Raw genomic sequence first — 18396 nt, 5'->3', positions numbered from 1 at the left:
AACGACCCCCGGCATCCCGCCTAGAATTGTGCCCATGCCCGCAGGCGACTCGTTCTACATCACCACGCCCATCTACTACCCCTCCGATGTCCCGCACATCGGCCACGGGTACACGTCGGTGGCGGTCGACGCGCTCGCGCGCTGGCACCGCCAGGGCGGCGACGACACGTGGATGCTCACGGGCACCGACGAGCACGGCCAGAAGATGCTGCGGGCGGCGGCGGCGAACAACGTCACCCCGCAGGAGTGGGTCGACAAGCTCGTCACCGAGTCGTGGTTCCCGCTGCTGGAGACCCTCGACGTCGCCAACGACGACTTCATCCGCACCACCCAGGAGCGCCATGAGACGAACGTGCAGACGTTCTTCCAGCGCCTCTACGACAACGGGTACATCTATGCGGGCGAGTACGAGGCGCTCTACTGCGTGGGCTGCGAGGAGTTCAAGCCGGAGTCCGAGATCGTCGACGGGACCGGTCCCTTCGAGGGTCTCAAGGTCTGCGCGATCCACTCCAAGCCCCTCGAGCTGCTGCAGGAGAAGAACTACTTCTTCAAGCTCAGCGAGTTCCAGGACCGTCTGCTCGAGCTGTACCGGACGCAGCCCGATTTCGTGCGCCCCGATTCGGCCCGCAACGAGGTCGTCTCCTTCGTCAGCCAGGGACTCAAGGACCTCTCGATCTCGCGCTCCACGTTCGACTGGGGCATCCCGCTCCCGTGGGACGAGTCGCACGTCATCTACGTGTGGGTCGATGCGCTGCTCAACTACGCCACCGCCGTCGGGTACGGCGCCGACCAGGCGACGTTCGACCGTCGCTGGCCCGCGTACCACGTGGTCGGCAAAGACATCCTGCGCTTCCACGCTGTGATCTGGCCCGCGCTGCTCATGGCCGCAGGGCTCGAGGTGCCCCGCGGCGTCTTCGCGCACGGCTGGCTGCTCGTGGGTGGCGAGAAGATGTCGAAGTCCAAGCTCACCGGCATCGCCCCGACGGAGATCACCGACGTCTTCGGCTCCGACGCGTACCGCTACTACTTCCTGTCGGCGATCGCCTTCGGGCAGGACGGCTCGTTCTCCTGGGAGGATCTGTCGGCCCGCTACCAGTCCGAGCTCGCGAACGGCTTCGGCAACCTCGCCTCGCGCACCATCGCGATGATCGAGAAGTACTTCGCCGGAGCTGTCCCCACGGCCGCCGAGTACACCGCGCGTGATCTGGAGATCCAGAAGATCGTCGCGGATGCCGCCTCCAACGCGGATGCCGCGGTCGAGCAGTTCCGCATCGACGAGGCCATCTCGTCGATCTGGACCATCGTCGACGCCCTGAACGGCTACATCACCGAGAACGAGCCGTGGGCTCTGGCCCGCGACGACGAGCAGCGCGGTCGCCTCGGCACCGTCCTGTACACCTGCGCCGAGGGGCTGCGTGCGCTCGCCGTGCTGCTCTCGCCGGTCATGCCGCAGTCGACGGAGAAGCTCTGGAGCGCCCTCGGTGCCGCCGAGAGCCTCGGACGTCTGCAGGATCAGCCGATCCGCGAGGCGGGGGCGTGGGGGGTGCTGCGCCCGGGAACGAGCGTCCACGCACTCGCGCCGCTGTTCCCGCGCGTGGAGACCACCGCCTGAGCCCGGCCCCATGACCTACGTGCAGCAGCGAGACGGCGACGGGCGCAAAGACCTCCGGTATCCGGCGGCCCCCGAGCCGCTCGCCGTGCCCGTGTACGACAACCACGCGCACCTCGAGATCCTCGACGGCGACCAGCCGCTGTCGCTGACCGAGCAGCTCGATCGGGCCGAGGCGGTCGGCATCGCCGGTGTGGTGCAGGCCTCGGGCGACATCGAGTCGTCGCGGTGGGCGGTCGAGGCCGCGGCATCCGACCCTCGCGTGCTCGCGGCGGTGGCGATCCATCCGAACGACGCGCCCGCCTACGCCGAGGCCGGGCGCCTCGGCGGGGTCGGCCTCGACGAGGCGATCGCGGTGATCGACGAGCTCGCAGCCCACCCGCGCACGCGGGCGATCGGCGAGACCGGGCTCGACTTCTTCCGCACGGAGCCCGAGCGCAGGGGAGCCCAGTTCGAGTCGTTCGAGGCCCACATCTCGCTCGCGAAGACGCACGGCATCGCGATGCAGATCCACGACCGGGATGCCCATGACGCCGTGCTCGAGACCTTGCGTCGCGTCGGCGCACCGGAGCGGACGGTGTTCCACTGCTTCTCGGGCGACGACGCGATGGCGCGGGTCTGCGCGGATGCCGGGTACCACCTGTCGTTCGCGGGGAACGTCACGTTCAAGAACGCGCAGAACCTGCGGGACGCACTGAAGGTGACGCCGCTCGATCGCATCCTCGTCGAGACCGACGCTCCGTTCCTCACGCCGACGCCGCTGCGCGGCCGACCGAACGCGCCGTATCTGGTTCCGATCACCGTGCGCTTCATGGCGGCGGAGCTCGGCATCGAGGTCGACGAGCTGTCCGCGCAGATCGCCGAGAACACGCTGCGGGTCTACGGCTCGTTCGTCTGAGTCTCGTTCAGCGACTGATCCACCGGTGCTGCGCTGACGATCTGCGAGATCGGCTTCCAGACCAGCAGCAGCGTGAGTGCGGCGCCGACGAACGCGAACCACCAGGGGGCGGTGAGCCCCCACACCTGTGCGATCACGCCGCCCAGCGCCTGCCCGATCACCATGCCGCCGAACACCCCGACCATGTTGACCGATGCGACCCTGCCCTGCAGCTCGGCCGGCACCAGGCGCTGACGCACGGTGGTCGAGATCGTGCCCCAGACGAAGGCGTAGGCCCCGAAGACGAACATGATCACGAGCGCGACCCACCCTGTGGAGGTGAGGGCGAACGCGAGGTGCATCAGCACCTCCAGCGACAGCACGACCCGCATGAGCGTCGCGAACGACACATGCCGCTCCAGCCATCCGAAGCAGAGCGTGGCGAGGATCCCGCCCACGGCGGAGGCCGTGGTGAGGGCGCCGTACCCGATCGCGCCCATGTGCAGGCGCTCGGTGGCGTAGAGCACGAGCACGCCCCACGGCGCCGCCCAGGTCACGTTGAAGACGAGGATGATCAGCACCAGCATCCGCACCGGAGGGTTCTTCCACAGCCAGCGCAGGCCCTCGCCGATGTCGGTGTGCACGTGCGATCCCTCGCCCTCGCCCTCGCCCTCGCCCTCGCCGGCGGAGCGCGGAGGTACGGGCGTCGCCGCCATGCGCGAGATGAGGACGACCGCGAGGAGCACGCAGACGATCTCGAGCAGGAACGGCCAGGCCGTGCCCGCGGCGAACAGGAACGCGCCCAGCGGAGGCCCCGCGAACTGGTTCGCGACGAGGTATCCGGCCTGCAGTCGGGCATTGCCGATGCCGAGGTCCGACGGCGCCACGAGCATCGGCAGCAGCGTGCTCCCCGCCGTGTCGACGAACACCTCGGCGGTGCCGTACAGGAAGGCGACCGCGAGCACGATCCAGATGTTCGCCGTGCCGGTCAGCAGGAAGGCGCAGAGCCCTGCGAGCACCACGGCCCGCGCCGCGTTGGCGAACATCACCAGGCGTCGACGGTCGAACCGGTCGGCGATCGCCCCGGCGTGCAGGCCGAACAGCAGCCACGGCAGGAACTGCAGGATGGCGCCCGCGGCGACCAGGATCGGCGACGACGTCATCGACGCGATGAGCAGGGGAGCGGCCGCGAGGGCGACACCGTCTCCGACGTTGCTCGTCCATGATGACGCGAGCAGCCAGCGGAAATCCCTGCCCATGCGCCGGGGTGCGATCAGTTCACCGAGGGAGGGCATCACAGAAGACTACTGAGGGCGGGGGACATCGAGGGAGTGGGGGAGAATGGGACGATGACAGTCACCCTGCTCGGCGCCACCGAGATCCGTCGACTCGCCGCCGAGCTCGATGTCACCCCGACCAAGAAGCTCGGACAGAACTTCGTCGTCGACGCGAACACGGTCCGCAAGATCGTGCATGCGGCGCGGGTGCGGCCGGGGGAGCGGGTCGTCGAGGTCGGGCCTGGTCTCGGATCCCTCACGCTCGCGATCCTCGAGGCCGGGGCGTCTGTGACCGCCGTCGAGATCGATCACCGGCTGGCCGCGCGACTGTCGCAGACCGTCGTCGAGCACGGCGTCCCTGCCGAGATGCTCACGGTGGTCGACGCCGACGCGCTGCGCATCACCGAGCTGCCGGGCGAGCCCACCGTGCTCGTGGCGAACCTGCCGTACAACGTCTCGGTCCCCGTGCTGCTGCACTTCCTCGAGAACTTCTCGTACCTGAAGCGCGGGGTCGTGATGGTGCAGGCCGAGGTCGCCGAGCGACTGGCGGCGAAGCCGGGCTCGAAGATCTACGGCTCGCCGAGTGTCAAGGCGGCCTGGTACGGCGAATGGAAGCTCTCCGGCACCGTGTCGCGTCAGGTCTTCTGGCCCGTGCCCAACGTCGACAGCCTCCTCGTCGGATTCGACCGGTCGGAGGGCGAGCGTGGCACGGAGGACGAGCGCCGTCGCACGTTCCGGATCGTGGATGCCGCGTTCAACCAGCGGCGCAAGATGCTGCGGCAGGCGCTGTCCGGTCTGTTCGGCAGCTCGGCTGCGGCCTCCGAGGTGCTGATCGCGGCGGGCGTGGCCCCGACCGCACGCGGCGAGGACCTCACGGTCGAGGACTATCACCGTGTTGCGCAGCAGGTCGCTCGGATCGAAGACGCCGTCGTCACCGACTAATCTGGCACCGTGACCGACTCTCCCCGCTTCCGTCCGAACATCCCCGAGCTGCACCGGCCGTATGCGGCCGACGAGAGCCGCTACCAGCAGTTCGAGTACCGCCAGGTGGGCACGTCGGGTCTGTTCCTGCCGCCCATCTCGCTCGGCCTGTGGTGGAACTTCGGCGACAACATCCCGCTCGACAACCAGCGCGCGCTGCTGCGCCATGCGTTCGACCGCGGCATCACGCACTTCGACCTCGCGAACAACTACGGCCCGCCCTACGGCTCCGCCGAGAAGAACTTCGGCAGGATCTTCGCCGAGGACTTCCGTCCCTACCGCGACGAGCTGATCATCTCGTCGAAGGCGGGCTGGGACATGTGGCCGGGTCCGTACGGGGACTTCGCGAGCCGCAAGTACATCCTGGCCAGCGCCGAGCAGTCGCTGACCCGCATGGGCCTCGACCACGTCGACATCTTCTACTCGCACCGCGCCGACCCGGTGACCCCGATCGCCGAGACGGTCGGCGCCCTCGACACGCTCGTGCGTCAGGGCAAGGCCCTGTACGTCGGGATCTCGTCGTACAGCGCCGAGCGCACGGCCGAGGCGGTCGCCGTCGCGACCGAGCTCGGCACCCCGCTCGTGATCCACCAGCCGGCCTACTCGATCCTCAACCGCTGGATCGAGGACGGGCTGACCGACACCCTCGAGCAGTCCGGGGTCGGCGCGATCGCCTTCACCCCGCTCGCGCAGGGCCTCCTCACCGACAAGTACCTCGGCGACGGCACGGCGGCGCGTGCGCAGAAGCGCGGGTCGCTTCCCGAGGCGCCGCTGTCGGATGCCGCGGTGCAGACGCTGCGCTCCCTGAACGAGGTCGCGACGGAGCGCGGGCAGTCGCTCGCCCAGCTCGCGCTGCAGTGGACGCTGCGCAACCCGGTCGTCGCCTCGGCCCTCGTCGGCGCCTCGCGCCCCGAGCAGCTCGACGAGAACATCGCCGCCGTGAACGGCCCCGACTTCACCGACGCGCAGCTCGCGCGCATCGACGAGGCTGCAGGCTCCATCGACGTCGACCTGTGGGCGTCGTCCACGGAGCTGTGACGGGACGACCCTGATGAGCACCGCCGCCCCCGTCGACTCGGTCCGCGTCCGCGCACCGGGCAAGATCAACGTCTACCTCGGCGTGGGCGGCCGGCACGACGACGGCTACCACGCGCTGGCGACGGTGTTCCAGGCGGTGTCGCTGTACGAGGACGTGATCGCCCGGCACGCCGACGACTTCTCGATCACGGTGTCGGGGCTCGAGGATCCGAGCACGGTGCCGCTCGACGACCGCAATCTCGCCATGCGCGCGGCCAAGCTGCTTGCGACCGCGGCCGAGTACGACGGCGGGGTGGCGCTGGAGATCCGAAAGAGCGTGCCGGTCGCCGGAGGCATGGGCGGGGGATCGGCCGACGCGGCGGCGGCGCTGGTCGCCTGCGACGCGCTCTGGGGAACCGGCTTCTCGACCGCGCGGCTGCATGAGCTCGCCGCGCGTCTGGGGGCAGACGTGCCGTTCGCCCTGCACGGCGGCACGGCCGTCGGCACCGGTCGAGGCGACCAGCTGAATCCCGCGCTGGCCCGTGGCCGCTTCGACTGGGTGCTCGTGCAGAGCGACGAGGGGCTCTCGACGCCCGTCGTGTACGCCAGGCTCGATGCCCTGCGTGACGACGAGGGGGCCCTCGCCGACGACCCGCCGCTGTCGCTGGAGGTGCCGGCCCCCGTGCTGCAGGCGCTGCGGTCAGGGGATCCCGAGCTGCTGTCCGAGAGCATCTACAACGACCTGCAGGAAGCCGCGCTGTACGAACGGCCCGATCTCGAGAACGTCATCCTGCACGGCATCCACGCCGGTGCTCTGCAGGGGATCGTGTCGGGTTCCGGGCCGACGGTCGCTCTGCTCTGCGCCGGCCCCGAGGACGCGCACGACGTGCAGTCCGCGCTGCGCGCCCACGGTCTCGAGACCCTGCACGTGCACGGGCCGGTCCCGGGCGCCCGCATCATCTCCTGACCCCGGTCTCGACCCCGGTCTCGACCCCGGTCCTGAGCCCGGTCCTGAGCCCGGATGCCGGAAAGGTGCGCTCGGCATGCCTTCCCGTCATAATGAGTGAGGATGTGACCGTGCACATACGAGGAGGTCTGTGATGTCGACCCCCTCTGAGCGCGCCCGGATGCCCAGCATCCGTGACGTCGCTCGCCTGGCCGGCGTCTCGCACCAGACCGTCTCGCGGGTGCTGAACGATCACCCCAGCATCCGGCCGGAGACGAAGGCCAAGGTGCTCGACGCGATCTCGGTGCTCGACTATCGCCCCAACCTCGCGGCGCGCGCGCTCGTGACCAGCAAGTCCAACATGCTGGGGATCCTGTCGGCGACGGTGGGGGAGTTCGGGCCCACCTCGTCGATCGTCGGCATCGAGGACGCCGCACGCGAGGAGGGGTACTCGGTCTCGACCCTGAACCTGTCGGCGACCACGCCCGAGGCGATCGGCAGCGCGCTGCGTCAGCTGGCTCGCGAGCAGGTCGACGGCATCGTCGTGCTCGCGCCTCAGGTACGCGCCTTCCATGTCCTGCGGGGCATGTCGGCGGACATCCCGTTCGTCTCGCTGCAGACGGCGTCCGGGTCCGACGGGGTGAGCCTGTCGGCCGATCAGGTCGCCGGCGCACGCACCGCGACGGAGCACCTCATCGGCCTCGGCCACAGCGACATCATCCACATCGCCGGTCCGCAGGACTGGATCGAGGCGGAGTCGCGCATGCGCGGGTACCTCGATGCGCTGCGCGAGGCCGATCTGCCGACCTTCCCGCCGATCCGCGGCGACTGGACCGCGGACTTCGGGTACTTCGCCGGCCAGGAGCTGTCGCGGCGACGGGATTTCACCGCCGTCTTCGTCGCCAACGACCAGATGGCGATCGGGCTCATGCACGGATTCCGGGACTCGGGCATCCGCGTCCCCGAGGACGTGAGCGTGGTCGGGTTCGACGACATCCCTGTGGCGGCGCACGTGGCGCCCACGCTCAGCACGGTGCACCAGGACTTCCCCGAGCTCGGGCGACGCGCGGTGCGCATCCTGCTCGCGCAGATCCGGGGCGAGGCCGTGCCGGAGTTCGGGCCGCTGCAGACCACGCTGCGCACGAGGGAATCCTCCGCGCCTCGGTAGAGCCACAATTTCGTCCGTGGTCTTGACACGGCTTCGGCGAGCGTAGACTATGTAATCCAATGTGAACGGTCACATAGAAGGTGACCGCCCGTCGCGAGGAAGATCTTGTGAGCACCACAGCAACGTTGCCGGTCGTGTCAGGCCCCATCCTGGAGATGCGCAGCATCACCAAGGAGTTCCCGGGTGTCAAAGCGCTGTCGGATGTATCCATCACCGTCCGAGCCGGCGAGATCCATGCGATCTGCGGCGAGAACGGCGCCGGCAAGTCGACCCTGATGAAGGTCCTCTCCGGCGTCTATCCCTACGGCTCGTACGACGGGGACATCCTGCTGTACGGCGAGGAGCAGCGCTACCGCGACATCGCCGGCAGTGAAGCGGCTGGAATCGCGATCATCCACCAGGAACTGGCGCTGATCCCCGAACTCTCCATCACCGAGAACATCTTCCTCGGCAATGAGATCCGCAGCTTCGGCCGCATCGACTGGCAGGCGCAGCGTCAGCGCACGATCGAGCTGCTGGCGCGTGTGGGCTTGAAGGAAGACCCCGACGTGCCGATCAAGACCCTCGGCGTCGGCAAGCAGCAGCTCATCGAGATCGCCAAGGCGCTCAACAAGGACGTCAAGCTGCTGATCCTCGACGAGCCGACCGCCGCGCTCAACGAGAACGACTCGCAGCACCTGCTCGACCTGATCCTCGGACTGAAGTCCAAGGGGATCTCGTCGATCATGATCAGCCACAAGCTCAACGAGATCGAGCAGATCGCCGACGAGATCACGATCATCCGCGACGGACGCACGGTCGAGACCCTCGACATCTCCCGCGGGGAGATCAACGAGGACCGCATCATCCGCGGCATGGTCGGCCGTTCGCTCGAGAGCCGCTACCCCGACCGCACCCCCGAGATCGGCGAGGTGTTCTTCGAGGTCAAGGACTGGTGGGTCCAGCATCCGACCGTCTCGGAGCGCATGGTCGTGAAGGGCTCGAACCTCGACGTCCGTCGTGGCGAGGTGGTCGGCATCGCCGGTCTCATGGGCGCAGGGCGCACCGAGTTCATGATGAGCCTCTTCGGTCGCTCCTACGGGACGTTCCTCGGCGGTCAGGTGTTCAAGGACGGGCAGGAGATCTCGATGCCCGACGTCTCCTCGGCCATCAAGCACGGTCTCGCGTACGTCAGCGAGGACCGCAAGGTGCTCGGTCTGAACCTGCTCGACACCATCAAGCGCTCTGTCGTGGCGGCGAAGCTGTCGAAGATCTCCCGTCGCGGCGTCGTCGACGAGCGCGAGGAGTTCGCGGTCGCCGAGCGCTACCGCAAGGCGCTGCGCATCAAGGCGCCGAGCGTCGAAGAGGGCGTCGGCAAGCTGTCGGGCGGAAACCAGCAGAAGGTCGTGCTGGCGAAGTGGATGTTCACCGACCCCGACCTGCTGATCCTCGACGAGCCGACCCGCGGCATCGACGTGGGCGCCAAGTACGAGATCTACGCGATCATCAACGAGCTCGCCTCCCAGGGCAAGGGCGTCATCGTCATCTCGAGCGAGCTGCCCGAACTGCTCGGCATCTCTGACCGCATCTACACCGTCTTCGAAGGTCGGGTCACCGACTGCATCCCGGCCGACCAGGCGACACCCGAGGCACTCATGCGCAGCATGACCTCCGCGAACCAGAAAGCATCCGCATGACCACCGACCTCACGACAACGAAGCGCGGCTTCCACTTCGGCGACATCCGCAAGATGTTCGGCGGCAACGGCACCTCGTCGCTGCGCCAGTTCGGCATCCTCGGCAGCCTGATCGTCATCATCGCGCTCTTCGAGATCCTCACGCTGCTGCGCAACGGTCCGAACGGTGCGACGCTGACGTCGGGCAACCTGATCAACGTCATCAACCAGTACTCGTTCATCCTGATCCTCGCGATCGGCATGGTGATGGTGATCATCATGGGCCACATCGACCTGTCGGTCGGCTCGGTGGCCGCGTTCACCGGCATCGTCGTCGCGAAGGCGATGGCGGACTGGGACCTCCCCTGGCCGCTCGCGATCCTCCTCGGACTCGGCGTCGGTGCCCTCGTGGGCGCGTGGCAAGGATTCTGGGTGGCCTATGTCGGGGTACCGGCGTTCATCGTGACCCTCGCCGGCATGCTGTTCTTCCGTGGAGCGCAGCAGTGGATCGGTGACGCGCAGACGATCCCGGTGCCCAAGGGCTTCCAGGTCATCGGCACGGGATATCTTCCCGAGGTCGGCCTGCCGCTGAACTTCAACGTCCTCACCATGCTGCTCGCCCTGCTCGCTGTGGCGTGGCTGGTCTTCTGGGAGATCCGCACCCGTCGCATCCAGCACAAGATGGGCTCCGACAGCGCCCCGGTCTGGGTGAGCGTCGTCAAGGTCGTGCTGCTCTCGGTCGTCGTGCTCGCCGCGGCCTGGATGTTCGCGACGGGCCGCCCGGGCACGAGCTTCCCGGTGCCGGGCCTCATCCTGCTCGCGCTCGTCATCATCTACTCGTTCGTCACGCGCAACACCGTGTTCGGCCGTCACATCTACGCCGTCGGCGGCAACCGCCAGGCCGCGCGCCTGTCGGGTGTGAAGGACCGCTGGGTCGACTTCTTCGTCATGATGAACATGTCGATGATGGCCGCGCTCGCCGGAATGATCTTCGTCGCCCGTTCGCAGGCCTCCGGCCCGAACGACGGCACCGGCTGGGAGCTCGACGCGATCGCGTCGGTCTTCATCGGTGGTGCCGCGGTGGCCGGTGGTATCGGCACCGTGGTCGGTTCGATCATCGGTGGTCTGGTGATGGCGTTCCTCAACAACGGCCTCGCCCTGCTCGGTCAGGGTTCCGATGTCGTGTCCATGATCAAGGGCCTCGTGCTCCTGCTCGCGGTGGGCATCGACGTCTGGAACAAGCAGCAGGGTCGCCCGTCGCTCATCGGCTTCATGATGCGTCGCTCCGCGCGCCAGCAGGATCCGGCGACCGCGACCTTCGAGCCCAACAAGACCTACCAAGCCCCACCCGTCGACAAGACGAGCGGAAAGTAAGCGGACGCACACGCGCAGTGCTCGCGCGCCGAGTCCGTCACACCACAGAGAAAGAGATCACATGAAGAAGATCATCGTCACAGCGACAGCGCTCGTCGCGACGGCTGCCTTCGCGCTCACGGGTTGCTCCGCTGAGCGTGGCGGCGGAACCGACACGGGATCCGGCGACGAGGCCGCAGCGGGCTTCGAGGCAGGCTCCACGATCGGTGTCGCGCTTCCCGACAAGACCAGTGAGAACTGGGTCCTCGCGGGCAAGCTGTTCACGGACGGCCTGAAGGAGGCCGGCTTCAAGGCCGACGTCCAGTACGCTCCTGCGAGCAACACGGTCGCCGAGCAGCAGAACCAGATCCAGGCCATGGTCACCAACGGTGCCAAGGTCATCATCATCGGCGCGAAGGACGGCAAGCAGCTGGCCACGCAGGTGCAGGCCGCGAAGGATGCCGGCGCCTACGTCATCGCCTACGACCGTCTCATCGAGAACACCGAGGCCGTCGACTACTACGCAGCGTTCGACAACTTCAAGGTCGGCAACCTGCAGGGCCAGGCCCTGCTCGACGGTCTTGCCGAGCGTGCAGGTCACGAGGCTCCGTACAACGTGGAGCTCTTCTCGGGCTCGCCGGATGACGCCAACTCGGCGGTCTTCTTCGACGGTGCCATGGAGGTCCTGCAGCCGAAGATCGACGACGGCACGCTGAAGGTCGTCTCGGGTCAGACCGAGATCGCGCAGACGGCGACCGACGGCTGGCTGCCCGAGAACGCGCAGAACCGCATGGACACGATCCTGACCTCGTCGTACAGCGGCGACACGGTGCTCGACGGCGTCCTGTCGCCGAACGACACCCTTGCTCGCGCCATCATCACCTCGGTGCAGCAGGCCGGCAAGCCCGTTCCGGTCGTCACCGGACAGGACTCCGAGGTCGAGTCGGTGAAGTCGATCATGGAGGGCATCCAGTACTCCACGATCAACAAGGACACCACTCTCCTCGTCGAGCAGGCCATCAAGATGGTCGGCCAGCTCCAGAAGGGCGAGAAGGTCGACGTCAACGACACCGAGTCGTACGACAACGGCGCGAAGGTCGTTCCGGCCTACCTGCTCGACCCGGTGATCGTCACCAAGGAGAACGCCGCTGAGGCGTACGCGAACGTTCCGAGCCTGCTCGAGATCGTGAAGTCGTACCAGTAAGCGACGTCGCTCCGACACGCAGGGGAGCCGTCCGGACCTTCGGGTCCGGGCGGCTCTTCTGCGTCGTGTTGCGCGGTTCAGGACCGCGCGGGCTGTTCGCGATCGCGTGCGGTGCTCAGCATCCGGCGGCCGCGGGGTGCTCGAGGCAGGTGTGGGCGACGAGAGCGGTGCGCGCTTCGAGGATGTGGATCTCCCGGGCGGGGCCGTCGGTGGTGAGCTGCCCGTCGATCGGGAACCATCCGCTCCCGAGGTCGACTTCGGCCGTGTAGCGGACATCGACGTCGGCCAGGAAGGTGCCGCGGTTCCGGTAGGTGTGGCTCGTCGGCGTGGGGGTGAACTGCGCCTGATCCAACATCGCCCATGTCTGTCCGGCGGCGTCGAGGGTGGCGGTGCTGCCGTCGCCGTAACGGTAGTCGTACGCGACGGGGGTGAACCGCACCGTGATCGGGACGCCCAGGATCGTGCCGGTGCGCGTCTGCTCCGCTGCGACCGCGATGAAGTTGGTCTGCATTCCGGCGATGCCGATGTCGCCCGGCTCGGCCGCGGTGGTGATCGCCTGTGGCGCGAACTGCTCGAGGTCGCTGATCGTGATCGACGGGACCACCCCCACGGTGGGAAGGACGGGGGCTGTCGCGCAGTTGCCGACGCGTGAGCCCAGGGGGCTGCACAGGTCGGAGGGAGTTCGCCGACTCGGATCCGCCGGGGGATCGGCGTCGCCGCGGTCGGAGGTGGAGTCGTCAGTGCTCGTGCCCGGTCGCTCCTGTGTTCCGGTGATCGTGAGGGTGGTGCCGTCATTGGCGACACCGCATCCCCCGGTCGCCAGCGCTGAGTCGGAACAACCTGTCGAGCCCGTCGCGGCAGGCAGGAGCGCTAGAACCGCCACAGCCAGCACCGCGGTCAGCACGGGATCTCCGGATTGACCTCGTAATCAGAGATCAGCAACAGTTCACTGTTGCCGCTGAACTCGACGTCGAGACCATAGATGTCACTGCGCCCGGTGGCGGTCACGTCATTGCCTTCGGCATCGATGGCCCGCACGTTCCTGATATCGACACAAACGCGGGCGACCACCCTCGAGACCGCGACTCCCGTGTCAGCAGAGACGCCCGAAAATTCCATCACCTGCGTTGGCCCCTCCAAGTGGATGTGGGATTCTGCGAGAGTCTGTGACGTGGCGGTCTCGGCAGCGAGGATCTTGCCCGTCAGAAACTTCTCCGGCGTGAGCGTCTGTTGGGTCTCGCGAGCATCATTGACCGCTTCGTTGTACGCCGTGTATGCCTCCTCGGCCGCCGCGAATGCCTCCTTCTCGGTGGCGAAGACCGCTGTCGGGGTGGGCGTCGGTGCGGAACGGGGAGCGCATCCGACCAGCGCTCCGGTCGCGAATGCCACCGTGCCCAGTGCCATCAGGATGAGGGTGCGCGCACGCGCAGGTCTGAGAATCATCCGGCCAAAGTAGCTCGTATGCCCGGCGGGCCGTCAGGGTTATCCACAGCCGCGAGGTGCAGGAATCGACGGCAGGGCGCTCATCAGAACCGCCGACACCGGACAGCGTCTGCGGGTGGTGTCTGCGGATGGCGTCCGTCTTGTGATCTGCGGCGTTCAGCAGCCCGCCGCGGCGGGGCGCTCGAGGCAGGTGTGGGCGACGAGAGCGGTGCGGGCGCTGAGGATGCGGATGTTCTGGGCGCGGCCGCGGCTGGTGAGTTCGCCGGTGATCGGCTGCCATCCGCCGCCGAGATCGACCTCCGCCCCGTAGCGGACGTCGACGGCTGCAGGATAAATCCCTGGTGTGCGATAGGTGTGGCTGGTCGGGGTGGGGGTGAACTGCGCCTGACCCAGGGCCTCCCAGGTCTGACCTGCAGCGTCGAGGGTGGCGGTGCTGCCGTCACCGTAGGCGTAGTCGTAGCCGGCGGGCGTGAATCTCACGCGGAGGGGCATGCCGAGCAGCTCCCCGCCTCGGATGTGGACCTCGGCAGCGGCGACGAAGTTCGTGGGCAGGCCGGCGATGCCGACGTTGCCGGGCTCCGCGACGGTGCGTGTCGGCTCGGGAGCGAACTGGACGAGATCCGAGATGGTGATGGCGGGGATGCGGGGCGCCTGCGGCGCCGTTTCCGGAGCGCCGGGTGTGGGCAGTTCTCGGGCGCAGCGCGTGGTTCCCTGATCATCCATGCACTCCGCGAACCTGATCGCCTCGTCACTGGGTCCCGATCGCGTGCCGGGAGAGTTCGGCGAGCCGGGTGCGGTCGGTGTGCTGGGCTCGGTCGAGCCGGTCCCGGGTCGCTCTCGCGTCCCGCTGATCGTGAGCGAAGACCCGTCGGTGCCGTAGAGGTAGTCCGTTCCGCCATCACCACCGCCCAGGTTGGCTGGGAAGAGCAACATCATCACGAGCATCGCTGTTGAGGTCACACGCATGAGTTGTCCTCCGTCGTCGACGCCGAATCGATTGTCGCTATGCCGTCCGAGGCCAGGAAAGTGAGATTCAGCGCATAGATGTCTGGTCGGGTTTCGGACACCAAAGATGCACCGTCACGGTCCGTGATGCGGACATCGCTCACATCGAGACAAGCCGTCGCGACCACTTGATCAAAGGTCGGCGTAGCTGAGATGCCGGTGAAGCTGACGATCCGCGCACTGCCACTGATTTCGTGTCCCTCGGCGTGCATCACGGAAAAGTTCTCTCGGTCGGCTGCCTCGAAATCGCCACTCGACAAGGCATACAACGGCGCGAAAGTCTCGGGATCCGCAGGGTCTACTTCGTTCAGCGCATCGTTGTACGCCCGGTAGACCTTCTCGGCCGCGGCGAAGGCATCCGCCTCGTCGGTGAAAGCGGGCGTCGGGGTGGGGGCTGGGCTCGGCCCCGGCGAGCATCCGGCGGCGGCGATGATCAAGGCTCCGGCGATCGCCGCCGCAACGATCCGACTGAGGGGGTGGGGCGCGGTGCAGGGGAGGGTGGCAGCGGCAGCAGGAACTCTCAAGGACGACATCGCGCCACCGTAATCAAAGACGCGCCTTCGCCGTTCCGGTTATCCACAGTCCGGCGGATTCTCGGTCGGAATGCCGAGTCTCGGTCAGAAGGGCGAGTCCGTCAGAAGGGCGAGTCTCCGTCAGAAGGGTGCGCTGGCGACCGCCGACTCACGGAACGTCACCGTGTTCGGCGCCGGAGGTGTGTCGACATATACCCGGCCGGTCGGGCTCGTCCACTCGATGACGCCGCCCGATTTCTGCTCGACATGCCACGGTGAGTTGTGCTTGAGCACGTGATGTCGACGGCAGAACGTCGCCAGGTTCGTGTCGCAGGTCGCGCCGCCCGCCGATGCGGCGTGGTTGTGGTCGAGGTCGCACTTGCGGGCTGCGATCCCGCACCCGGGGAAGCGACATCGACCGTCGCGGGCGCGCAGATGCCGCCGGAGATGTTCGCTCGGCCGGTACCGATCGACCACCAATACCCGGCCGTTGACAGGATGCGTCATCACTCGATCCCACCCGGTCGCGAGTCCGGCGAACCGGCGTGCAGTGTCGATGTCGATCGGGATGGCCCCGTCGAGATCTGCAGGAGGGGAGGAGTCGCCGGGCTCTGCGGTAGAGGCGCCGGATCCGGCAGCAGAGTCATCGGCGCCGGTACCTGTGCCCGCGACGGCATCGCCGGAGATCAGTGTCATCACGGGAACGGTGATCTCGACGCGCCCTCGGATCGAACCGAGCAGTGCGTCATGGCTGTCGTGGCCCGTGGGTGTGCCGCCGAGCACCAGATCGGCGAGCAGATCGGCGCGGATCTCGTCGACCGATCGGTCATCGGCGTCGTACTCCTGACCCTCGCGGACGGCATCCCGCTTCGCGCGGCGGTTCTCGTCGCGCAGGGTATGCGCCATCTGCGAGAGCCGATCGAGCATTCCGTGGACCAGAGCGGCCGGAGCGTGCGCGTGCAGCGCCGCCATGCCGTCGTCTTCGTCGGTCATCCAGACTCGTCTCTGCGCCCGGGCCGTTCGATGGCGTTCGGTCACCGTCGACGGGGCGAACCGCTCTGCCACGCGGCGCGCGAGTGTGCGAAGGCGGTTGGGGGAATCGGTCTCGGCCAGCGGCAGCACGATCGCCGCGAAGGCCTCGCGTGCGCTCGACGACTCGAGGTGTGCGCCCGCGTCGACGATCACCCGGGAGTGGGCAGCGCTGATGCGCCCCTTCGCCTGCGCCTCCCAGACGGTGGGGAAGAGGTCGACGAGCAGGCCCGCCGCGGTGATCCGTCGTTCGATCGTCCTGTCGCTGACATGCTGGACCGCGGCGATCTCGGCGGCGATCATCGTGACCGACTGGTCGCCGCAGTCGGGGTGCTCGCCCTGCTTCGCGATGTCGATCGCCAGCCTCCCGGCCATCGCCAACAGCCCGTCGCGAGCGGCCGTCATGCTGCTCAACGTCGACTCGGCGATCTCGAGCGTCGTCACCAGATCGGCGAGAGCCGCCATCTGGGAATCGGTCGCATCGAGCACTGCGTTCATGCCTCCATCCTACCTCGCGCACCTCCGCACATTCGAACAAACATACGATATATGCCGGTACGATGATCAACTCCGGACACCTTCGCCATGGCACACTGACCGGATGCTCCTGCACGTGGATGAGTCGGGCGTCGGCCCTCGGACCGTCGTGCTCCTGCACGGCATGATGGGCTCAGGGGAGAGCTGGCACCGCGTCGTGCCACGGCTCACGGCGCGGGGGTATCGTGTGCTCGCACTCGATCTTCCCGGCCACGGCCGGTCTGCGCGTGATCCACACCTCACGATCGAGACCGCGGCTACATCCGTGGTCGAGACGGTGCGAAGCCGGGCGACGGACGCTCCGGTGATCGCCGTCGGCCACTCCTACGGTGCGACCGTGCTCGCACAGGCGGCGGCATCGCTCCGCCCGGCTCTCGCCGTATATGTCGACGCCGCGCTGTCGCTGTCCGGAGGTGCGGATCGTGCGAGCCTCGTCGATGCCTATGAGAAGGATCGCAGAGCGCGGTCGTCGCCCGAGGCGCTGCGGACCGCCCGACCGTTCTACTCCGCCGCGGATGCCGAGGTCGAGGCCCGCGCGGCGGCGTGCTTCGACCCGGAAACCATGGCGTCCGTGTCCTGCGGGGACGACCGCGAGTGGGCACCGGGCCCGGCGTCGATCCTGGTCCGTGCAGATCCGAGTGCCTGGGTCTCCGACGATGACGCGCGCAGGTTCGCTCGACAGGGCGGTGAGGTCCGGAGCATCCCCGGGGCCGCACACACCATCTGGTACAGCCACTTCGACGAGTTCATGGCCGTGCTCCCCGAACTCTTCGGGTGATCGTGCCTCCCGGTCTCCACCGCGCTCGGCGTCGCGGTGCGCTAGTCCCAGAGCGGATCGTCGGGATCGGGGGAGTCCGTGCCGTCGGCGTCGGTCATGATGCGCGCGTCAGCGATCCACGACGTCAGAGGATCGGCGTGGAGAAAATGAGATCGCGGTACGTCGAGGAGATCGGGGGTGGTCGCGATGTCGAGCGGCTCATCGCTCGCGAAGATGACGACGTTGCCGAGTGGCCCTTCGTCGTCTTCCGGCTCGGCGTCGAGAACGACGGCGACGTGAGCGAACACGGAGCGCAGGGTGGCCGCCTGTCGGCGTGAGTACTCGAACGGATGCCCGTCGAGCAGGTTCACTGCGACGACCCCCGTCGCTGCGGAGCGCGCGGCGACCCGGCGGTAGAACTCCCGGCTGGCCACGCGATGCCGGATGACGGCGGCATCCCAGAGATCGACGACCGTGAAGCGCGCGTCCACCCACTCGGCGGCGGCGGCGGTGCTGCCCGTCGGGGCGGAGCCGAGTCCGCGAGACGGAGGCGACGGCACCGCCGATGCCTCCTCGCCCGGAAACCCGGCCTCTGCGACGGTCCGCGCATCGCCGAAGACGACTCGTACGTCGGAGCCGGGAGGCAGCGGCAGTGCGTCGACCACGGCTGCGTAGAGCGTGGGCTCGAACTCGACGACGATCTGGGGCGATCCGGCACGCGTCGCCTCGACGTAGCGTGCCAGCGTGAGTGCTCCGGCTCCGAGATGCACCGTGAACAGCGGCGCTCCGGGCTCAGCGGCGGCATCCATCGCGCGGGCGATGTGCCGGGTGTACGCGTACTCGAGGTCGGTGGGCTCGACCATCGAGACGACGGACTGCGGAATGCCGTCCACGCTGAGTTCGAAGCGACCGGGTCGCTTTCTCGACTGCACCAGCTTCGCCTTGCGATCGTCTAATGAGAGCGAGAACACCCGGCGTTTCCATGGCACCCGTCGAGTTTAGGGGCAGAGCGGCCGAGAGGCGGAGG

The 18396-nt window shown here is 67.9% G+C and carries 18 protein-coding genes; 11 read left to right on the top strand and 7 right to left on the bottom strand.

All coding sequences use genetic code 11. The features are described from left to right. The first annotated feature begins 34 nt into the window (after positions 1–34). Positions 35–1612, top strand: coding sequence for a methionine--tRNA ligase (gene metG, locus ABTZ43_RS02535; protein ID WP_350537714.1), 1578 nt, complete (start codon positions 35–37; stop codon positions 1610–1612). 10 nt (positions 1613–1622) lie between these two features. Continuing rightward, the gene (locus ABTZ43_RS02530; protein ID WP_056420785.1) at positions 1623–2507 is read left to right on the top strand and encodes a TatD family hydrolase; all 885 of its coding nucleotides are present in this window, start codon (positions 1623–1625) and stop codon (positions 2505–2507) included. Here the strand turns inward: ABTZ43_RS02530 and ABTZ43_RS02525 are convergent. Then, complete coding sequence (locus ABTZ43_RS02525) at positions 2489–3781, bottom strand: MFS transporter (protein WP_350537713.1); 1293 nt, start codon at positions 3779–3781, stop codon at positions 2489–2491. The two genes, ABTZ43_RS02530 and ABTZ43_RS02525, sit on opposite strands and share 19 nt — an antisense overlap. Positions 3782–3835: 54 nt before the next feature. Here ABTZ43_RS02525 and rsmA point away from each other — a divergent pair, with 54 nt between their 5' ends. The 7 genes from rsmA (at position 3836) to ABTZ43_RS02490 (ending at position 12086) form a co-directional block, all read left to right on the top strand. Further along, positions 3836–4705 (top strand): 16S rRNA (adenine(1518)-N(6)/adenine(1519)-N(6))-dimethyltransferase RsmA, encoded by an 870-nt coding sequence (rsmA, locus tag ABTZ43_RS02520; protein WP_149424259.1) that lies wholly within the window; start codon positions 3836–3838, stop codon positions 4703–4705. Between the two features lie 9 nt (positions 4706–4714). Beyond that, a complete protein-coding gene (locus ABTZ43_RS02515; RefSeq protein ID WP_350537712.1) occupies positions 4715–5782 on the top strand; it encodes an aldo/keto reductase in 1068 nt (355 codons plus the stop codon). 13 nt (positions 5783–5795) lie between these two features. Continuing rightward, positions 5796–6728 (top strand): 4-(cytidine 5'-diphospho)-2-C-methyl-D-erythritol kinase, encoded by a 933-nt coding sequence (locus tag ABTZ43_RS02510; protein WP_056420791.1) that lies wholly within the window; start codon positions 5796–5798, stop codon positions 6726–6728. Between the two features lie 133 nt (positions 6729–6861). Continuing rightward, the gene (locus ABTZ43_RS02505; protein WP_045253557.1) at positions 6862–7875 is read left to right on the top strand and encodes a LacI family DNA-binding transcriptional regulator; all 1014 of its coding nucleotides are present in this window, start codon (positions 6862–6864) and stop codon (positions 7873–7875) included. Between the two features lie 155 nt (positions 7876–8030). After that, complete coding sequence (gene mmsA, locus ABTZ43_RS02500) at positions 8031–9551, top strand: multiple monosaccharide ABC transporter ATP-binding protein (protein ID WP_350537731.1); 1521 nt, start codon at positions 8031–8033, stop codon at positions 9549–9551. Next, the gene (mmsB, locus tag ABTZ43_RS02495) at positions 9548–10903 is read left to right on the top strand and encodes a multiple monosaccharide ABC transporter permease (protein WP_056420794.1); all 1356 of its coding nucleotides are present in this window, start codon (positions 9548–9550) and stop codon (positions 10901–10903) included. The genes mmsA and mmsB overlap by 4 nt, the downstream gene beginning before the upstream one ends. Positions 10904–10964: 61 nt before the next feature. Further along, complete coding sequence (locus ABTZ43_RS02490) at positions 10965–12086, top strand: substrate-binding domain-containing protein (RefSeq protein WP_149424255.1); 1122 nt, start codon at positions 10965–10967, stop codon at positions 12084–12086. A gap of 115 nt (positions 12087–12201) precedes the next feature. Here the strand turns inward: ABTZ43_RS02490 and ABTZ43_RS02485 are convergent, their stop codons facing one another. The 3 genes from ABTZ43_RS02485 to ABTZ43_RS02475 all read right to left on the bottom strand — a co-directional run bounded on the left by ABTZ43_RS02485 (position 12202) and on the right by ABTZ43_RS02475 (position 14252). Next, complete coding sequence (locus tag ABTZ43_RS02485; RefSeq protein WP_350537711.1) at positions 12202–12990, bottom strand: hypothetical protein; 789 nt, start codon at positions 12988–12990, stop codon at positions 12202–12204. Next, on the bottom strand, positions 12984–13490 hold the full coding sequence (locus tag ABTZ43_RS02480) for a hypothetical protein (RefSeq protein WP_350537710.1): 507 nt from the start codon (positions 13488–13490) through the stop codon (positions 12984–12986). Before ABTZ43_RS02480 ends, ABTZ43_RS02485 begins: the two co-directional genes overlap by 7 nt. A gap of 195 nt (positions 13491–13685) precedes the next feature. After that, positions 13686–14252 carry a hypothetical protein gene (locus ABTZ43_RS02475; RefSeq protein ID WP_350537709.1) on the bottom strand — a complete coding sequence of 189 codons (567 nt, stop codon included), beginning with the start codon at positions 14250–14252 and terminating at the stop codon, positions 13686–13688. Here ABTZ43_RS02475 and ABTZ43_RS02470 point away from each other — a divergent pair. Then, positions 14251–14409, top strand: coding sequence for a hypothetical protein (locus ABTZ43_RS02470; RefSeq protein ID WP_350537708.1), 159 nt, complete (start codon positions 14251–14253; stop codon positions 14407–14409). The two genes, ABTZ43_RS02475 and ABTZ43_RS02470, sit on opposite strands and share 2 nt — an antisense overlap. 76 nt (positions 14410–14485) lie before the next feature. Here the strand turns inward: ABTZ43_RS02470 and ABTZ43_RS02465 are convergent, their stop codons facing one another. Beyond that, complete coding sequence (locus tag ABTZ43_RS02465) at positions 14486–15067, bottom strand: hypothetical protein (protein WP_350537707.1); 582 nt, start codon at positions 15065–15067, stop codon at positions 14486–14488. Between the two features lie 120 nt (positions 15068–15187). Further along, the gene (locus ABTZ43_RS02460; protein ID WP_350537706.1) at positions 15188–16573 is read right to left on the bottom strand and encodes an HNH endonuclease signature motif containing protein; all 1386 of its coding nucleotides are present in this window, start codon (positions 16571–16573) and stop codon (positions 15188–15190) included. Positions 16574–16676: 103 nt separating this feature from the next. On the opposite strand from ABTZ43_RS02460, the gene ABTZ43_RS02455 reads away from it, so the two are divergent. Next, the gene (locus ABTZ43_RS02455; protein ID WP_350537705.1) at positions 16677–17390 is read left to right on the top strand and encodes an alpha/beta fold hydrolase; all 714 of its coding nucleotides are present in this window, start codon (positions 16677–16679) and stop codon (positions 17388–17390) included. 41 nt (positions 17391–17431) lie between these two features. Here ABTZ43_RS02455 and ABTZ43_RS02450 read toward each other — a convergent pair whose 3' ends face one another. Beyond that, positions 17432–18358 (bottom strand): spermidine synthase, encoded by a 927-nt coding sequence (locus ABTZ43_RS02450; RefSeq protein WP_350537704.1) that lies wholly within the window; start codon positions 18356–18358, stop codon positions 17432–17434. Between the last annotated feature and the right edge of the window lie 38 nt (positions 18359–18396).

The sequence above is a fragment of the Microbacterium sp. NPDC097977 genome (assembly GCF_040302605.1).
In the GTDB taxonomy this organism is placed as follows: Bacteria; Actinomycetota; Actinomycetes; order Actinomycetales; family Microbacteriaceae; genus Microbacterium.
The sequence above is the reverse complement of the archived record's forward strand: the minus strand, read 5'-3'. Positions and strand labels throughout refer to the sequence as shown.

Excerpts from the sequence above, each read along its gene's own strand:
- ABTZ43_RS02505 (WP_045253557.1), top strand. The coding sequence starts at position 6,862 with ATGTCGACCCCCTCTGAGCGCGCCCGGATGCCCAGCATCCGTGACGTC.
- ABTZ43_RS02490 (WP_149424255.1), top strand. The coding sequence starts at position 10,965 with ATGAAGAAGATCATCGTCACAGCGACAGCGCTCGTCGCGACGGCTGCC.
- ABTZ43_RS02465 (WP_350537707.1), bottom strand. The coding sequence starts at position 15,067 with ATGTCGTCCTTGAGAGTTCCTGCTGCCGCTGCCACCCTCCCCTGCACC.
- ABTZ43_RS02510 (WP_056420791.1), top strand. The coding sequence starts at position 5,796 with ATGAGCACCGCCGCCCCCGTCGACTCGGTCCGCGTCCGCGCACCGGGC.
- ABTZ43_RS02530 (WP_056420785.1), top strand. The coding sequence starts at position 1,623 with ATGACCTACGTGCAGCAGCGAGACGGCGACGGGCGCAAAGACCTCCGG.
- ABTZ43_RS02460 (WP_350537706.1), bottom strand. The coding sequence starts at position 16,573 with ATGAACGCAGTGCTCGATGCGACCGATTCCCAGATGGCGGCTCTCGCC.
- mmsA (WP_350537731.1), top strand. The coding sequence starts at position 8,031 with ATGCGCAGCATCACCAAGGAGTTCCCGGGTGTCAAAGCGCTGTCGGAT.
- mmsB (WP_056420794.1), top strand. The coding sequence starts at position 9,548 with ATGACCACCGACCTCACGACAACGAAGCGCGGCTTCCACTTCGGCGAC.
- ABTZ43_RS02525 (WP_350537713.1), bottom strand. The coding sequence starts at position 3,781 with ATGCCCTCCCTCGGTGAACTGATCGCACCCCGGCGCATGGGCAGGGAT.
- metG (WP_350537714.1), top strand. The coding sequence starts at position 35 with ATGCCCGCAGGCGACTCGTTCTACATCACCACGCCCATCTACTACCCC.
- ABTZ43_RS02455 (WP_350537705.1), top strand. The coding sequence starts at position 16,677 with ATGCTCCTGCACGTGGATGAGTCGGGCGTCGGCCCTCGGACCGTCGTG.
- ABTZ43_RS02480 (WP_350537710.1), bottom strand. The coding sequence starts at position 13,490 with ATGGCACTGGGCACGGTGGCATTCGCGACCGGAGCGCTGGTCGGATGC.
- ABTZ43_RS02470 (WP_350537708.1), top strand. The coding sequence starts at position 14,251 with ATGCACTCCGCGAACCTGATCGCCTCGTCACTGGGTCCCGATCGCGTG.
- rsmA (WP_149424259.1), top strand. The coding sequence starts at position 3,836 with ATGACAGTCACCCTGCTCGGCGCCACCGAGATCCGTCGACTCGCCGCC.
- ABTZ43_RS02475 (WP_350537709.1), bottom strand. The coding sequence starts at position 14,252 with ATGGATGATCAGGGAACCACGCGCTGCGCCCGAGAACTGCCCACACCC.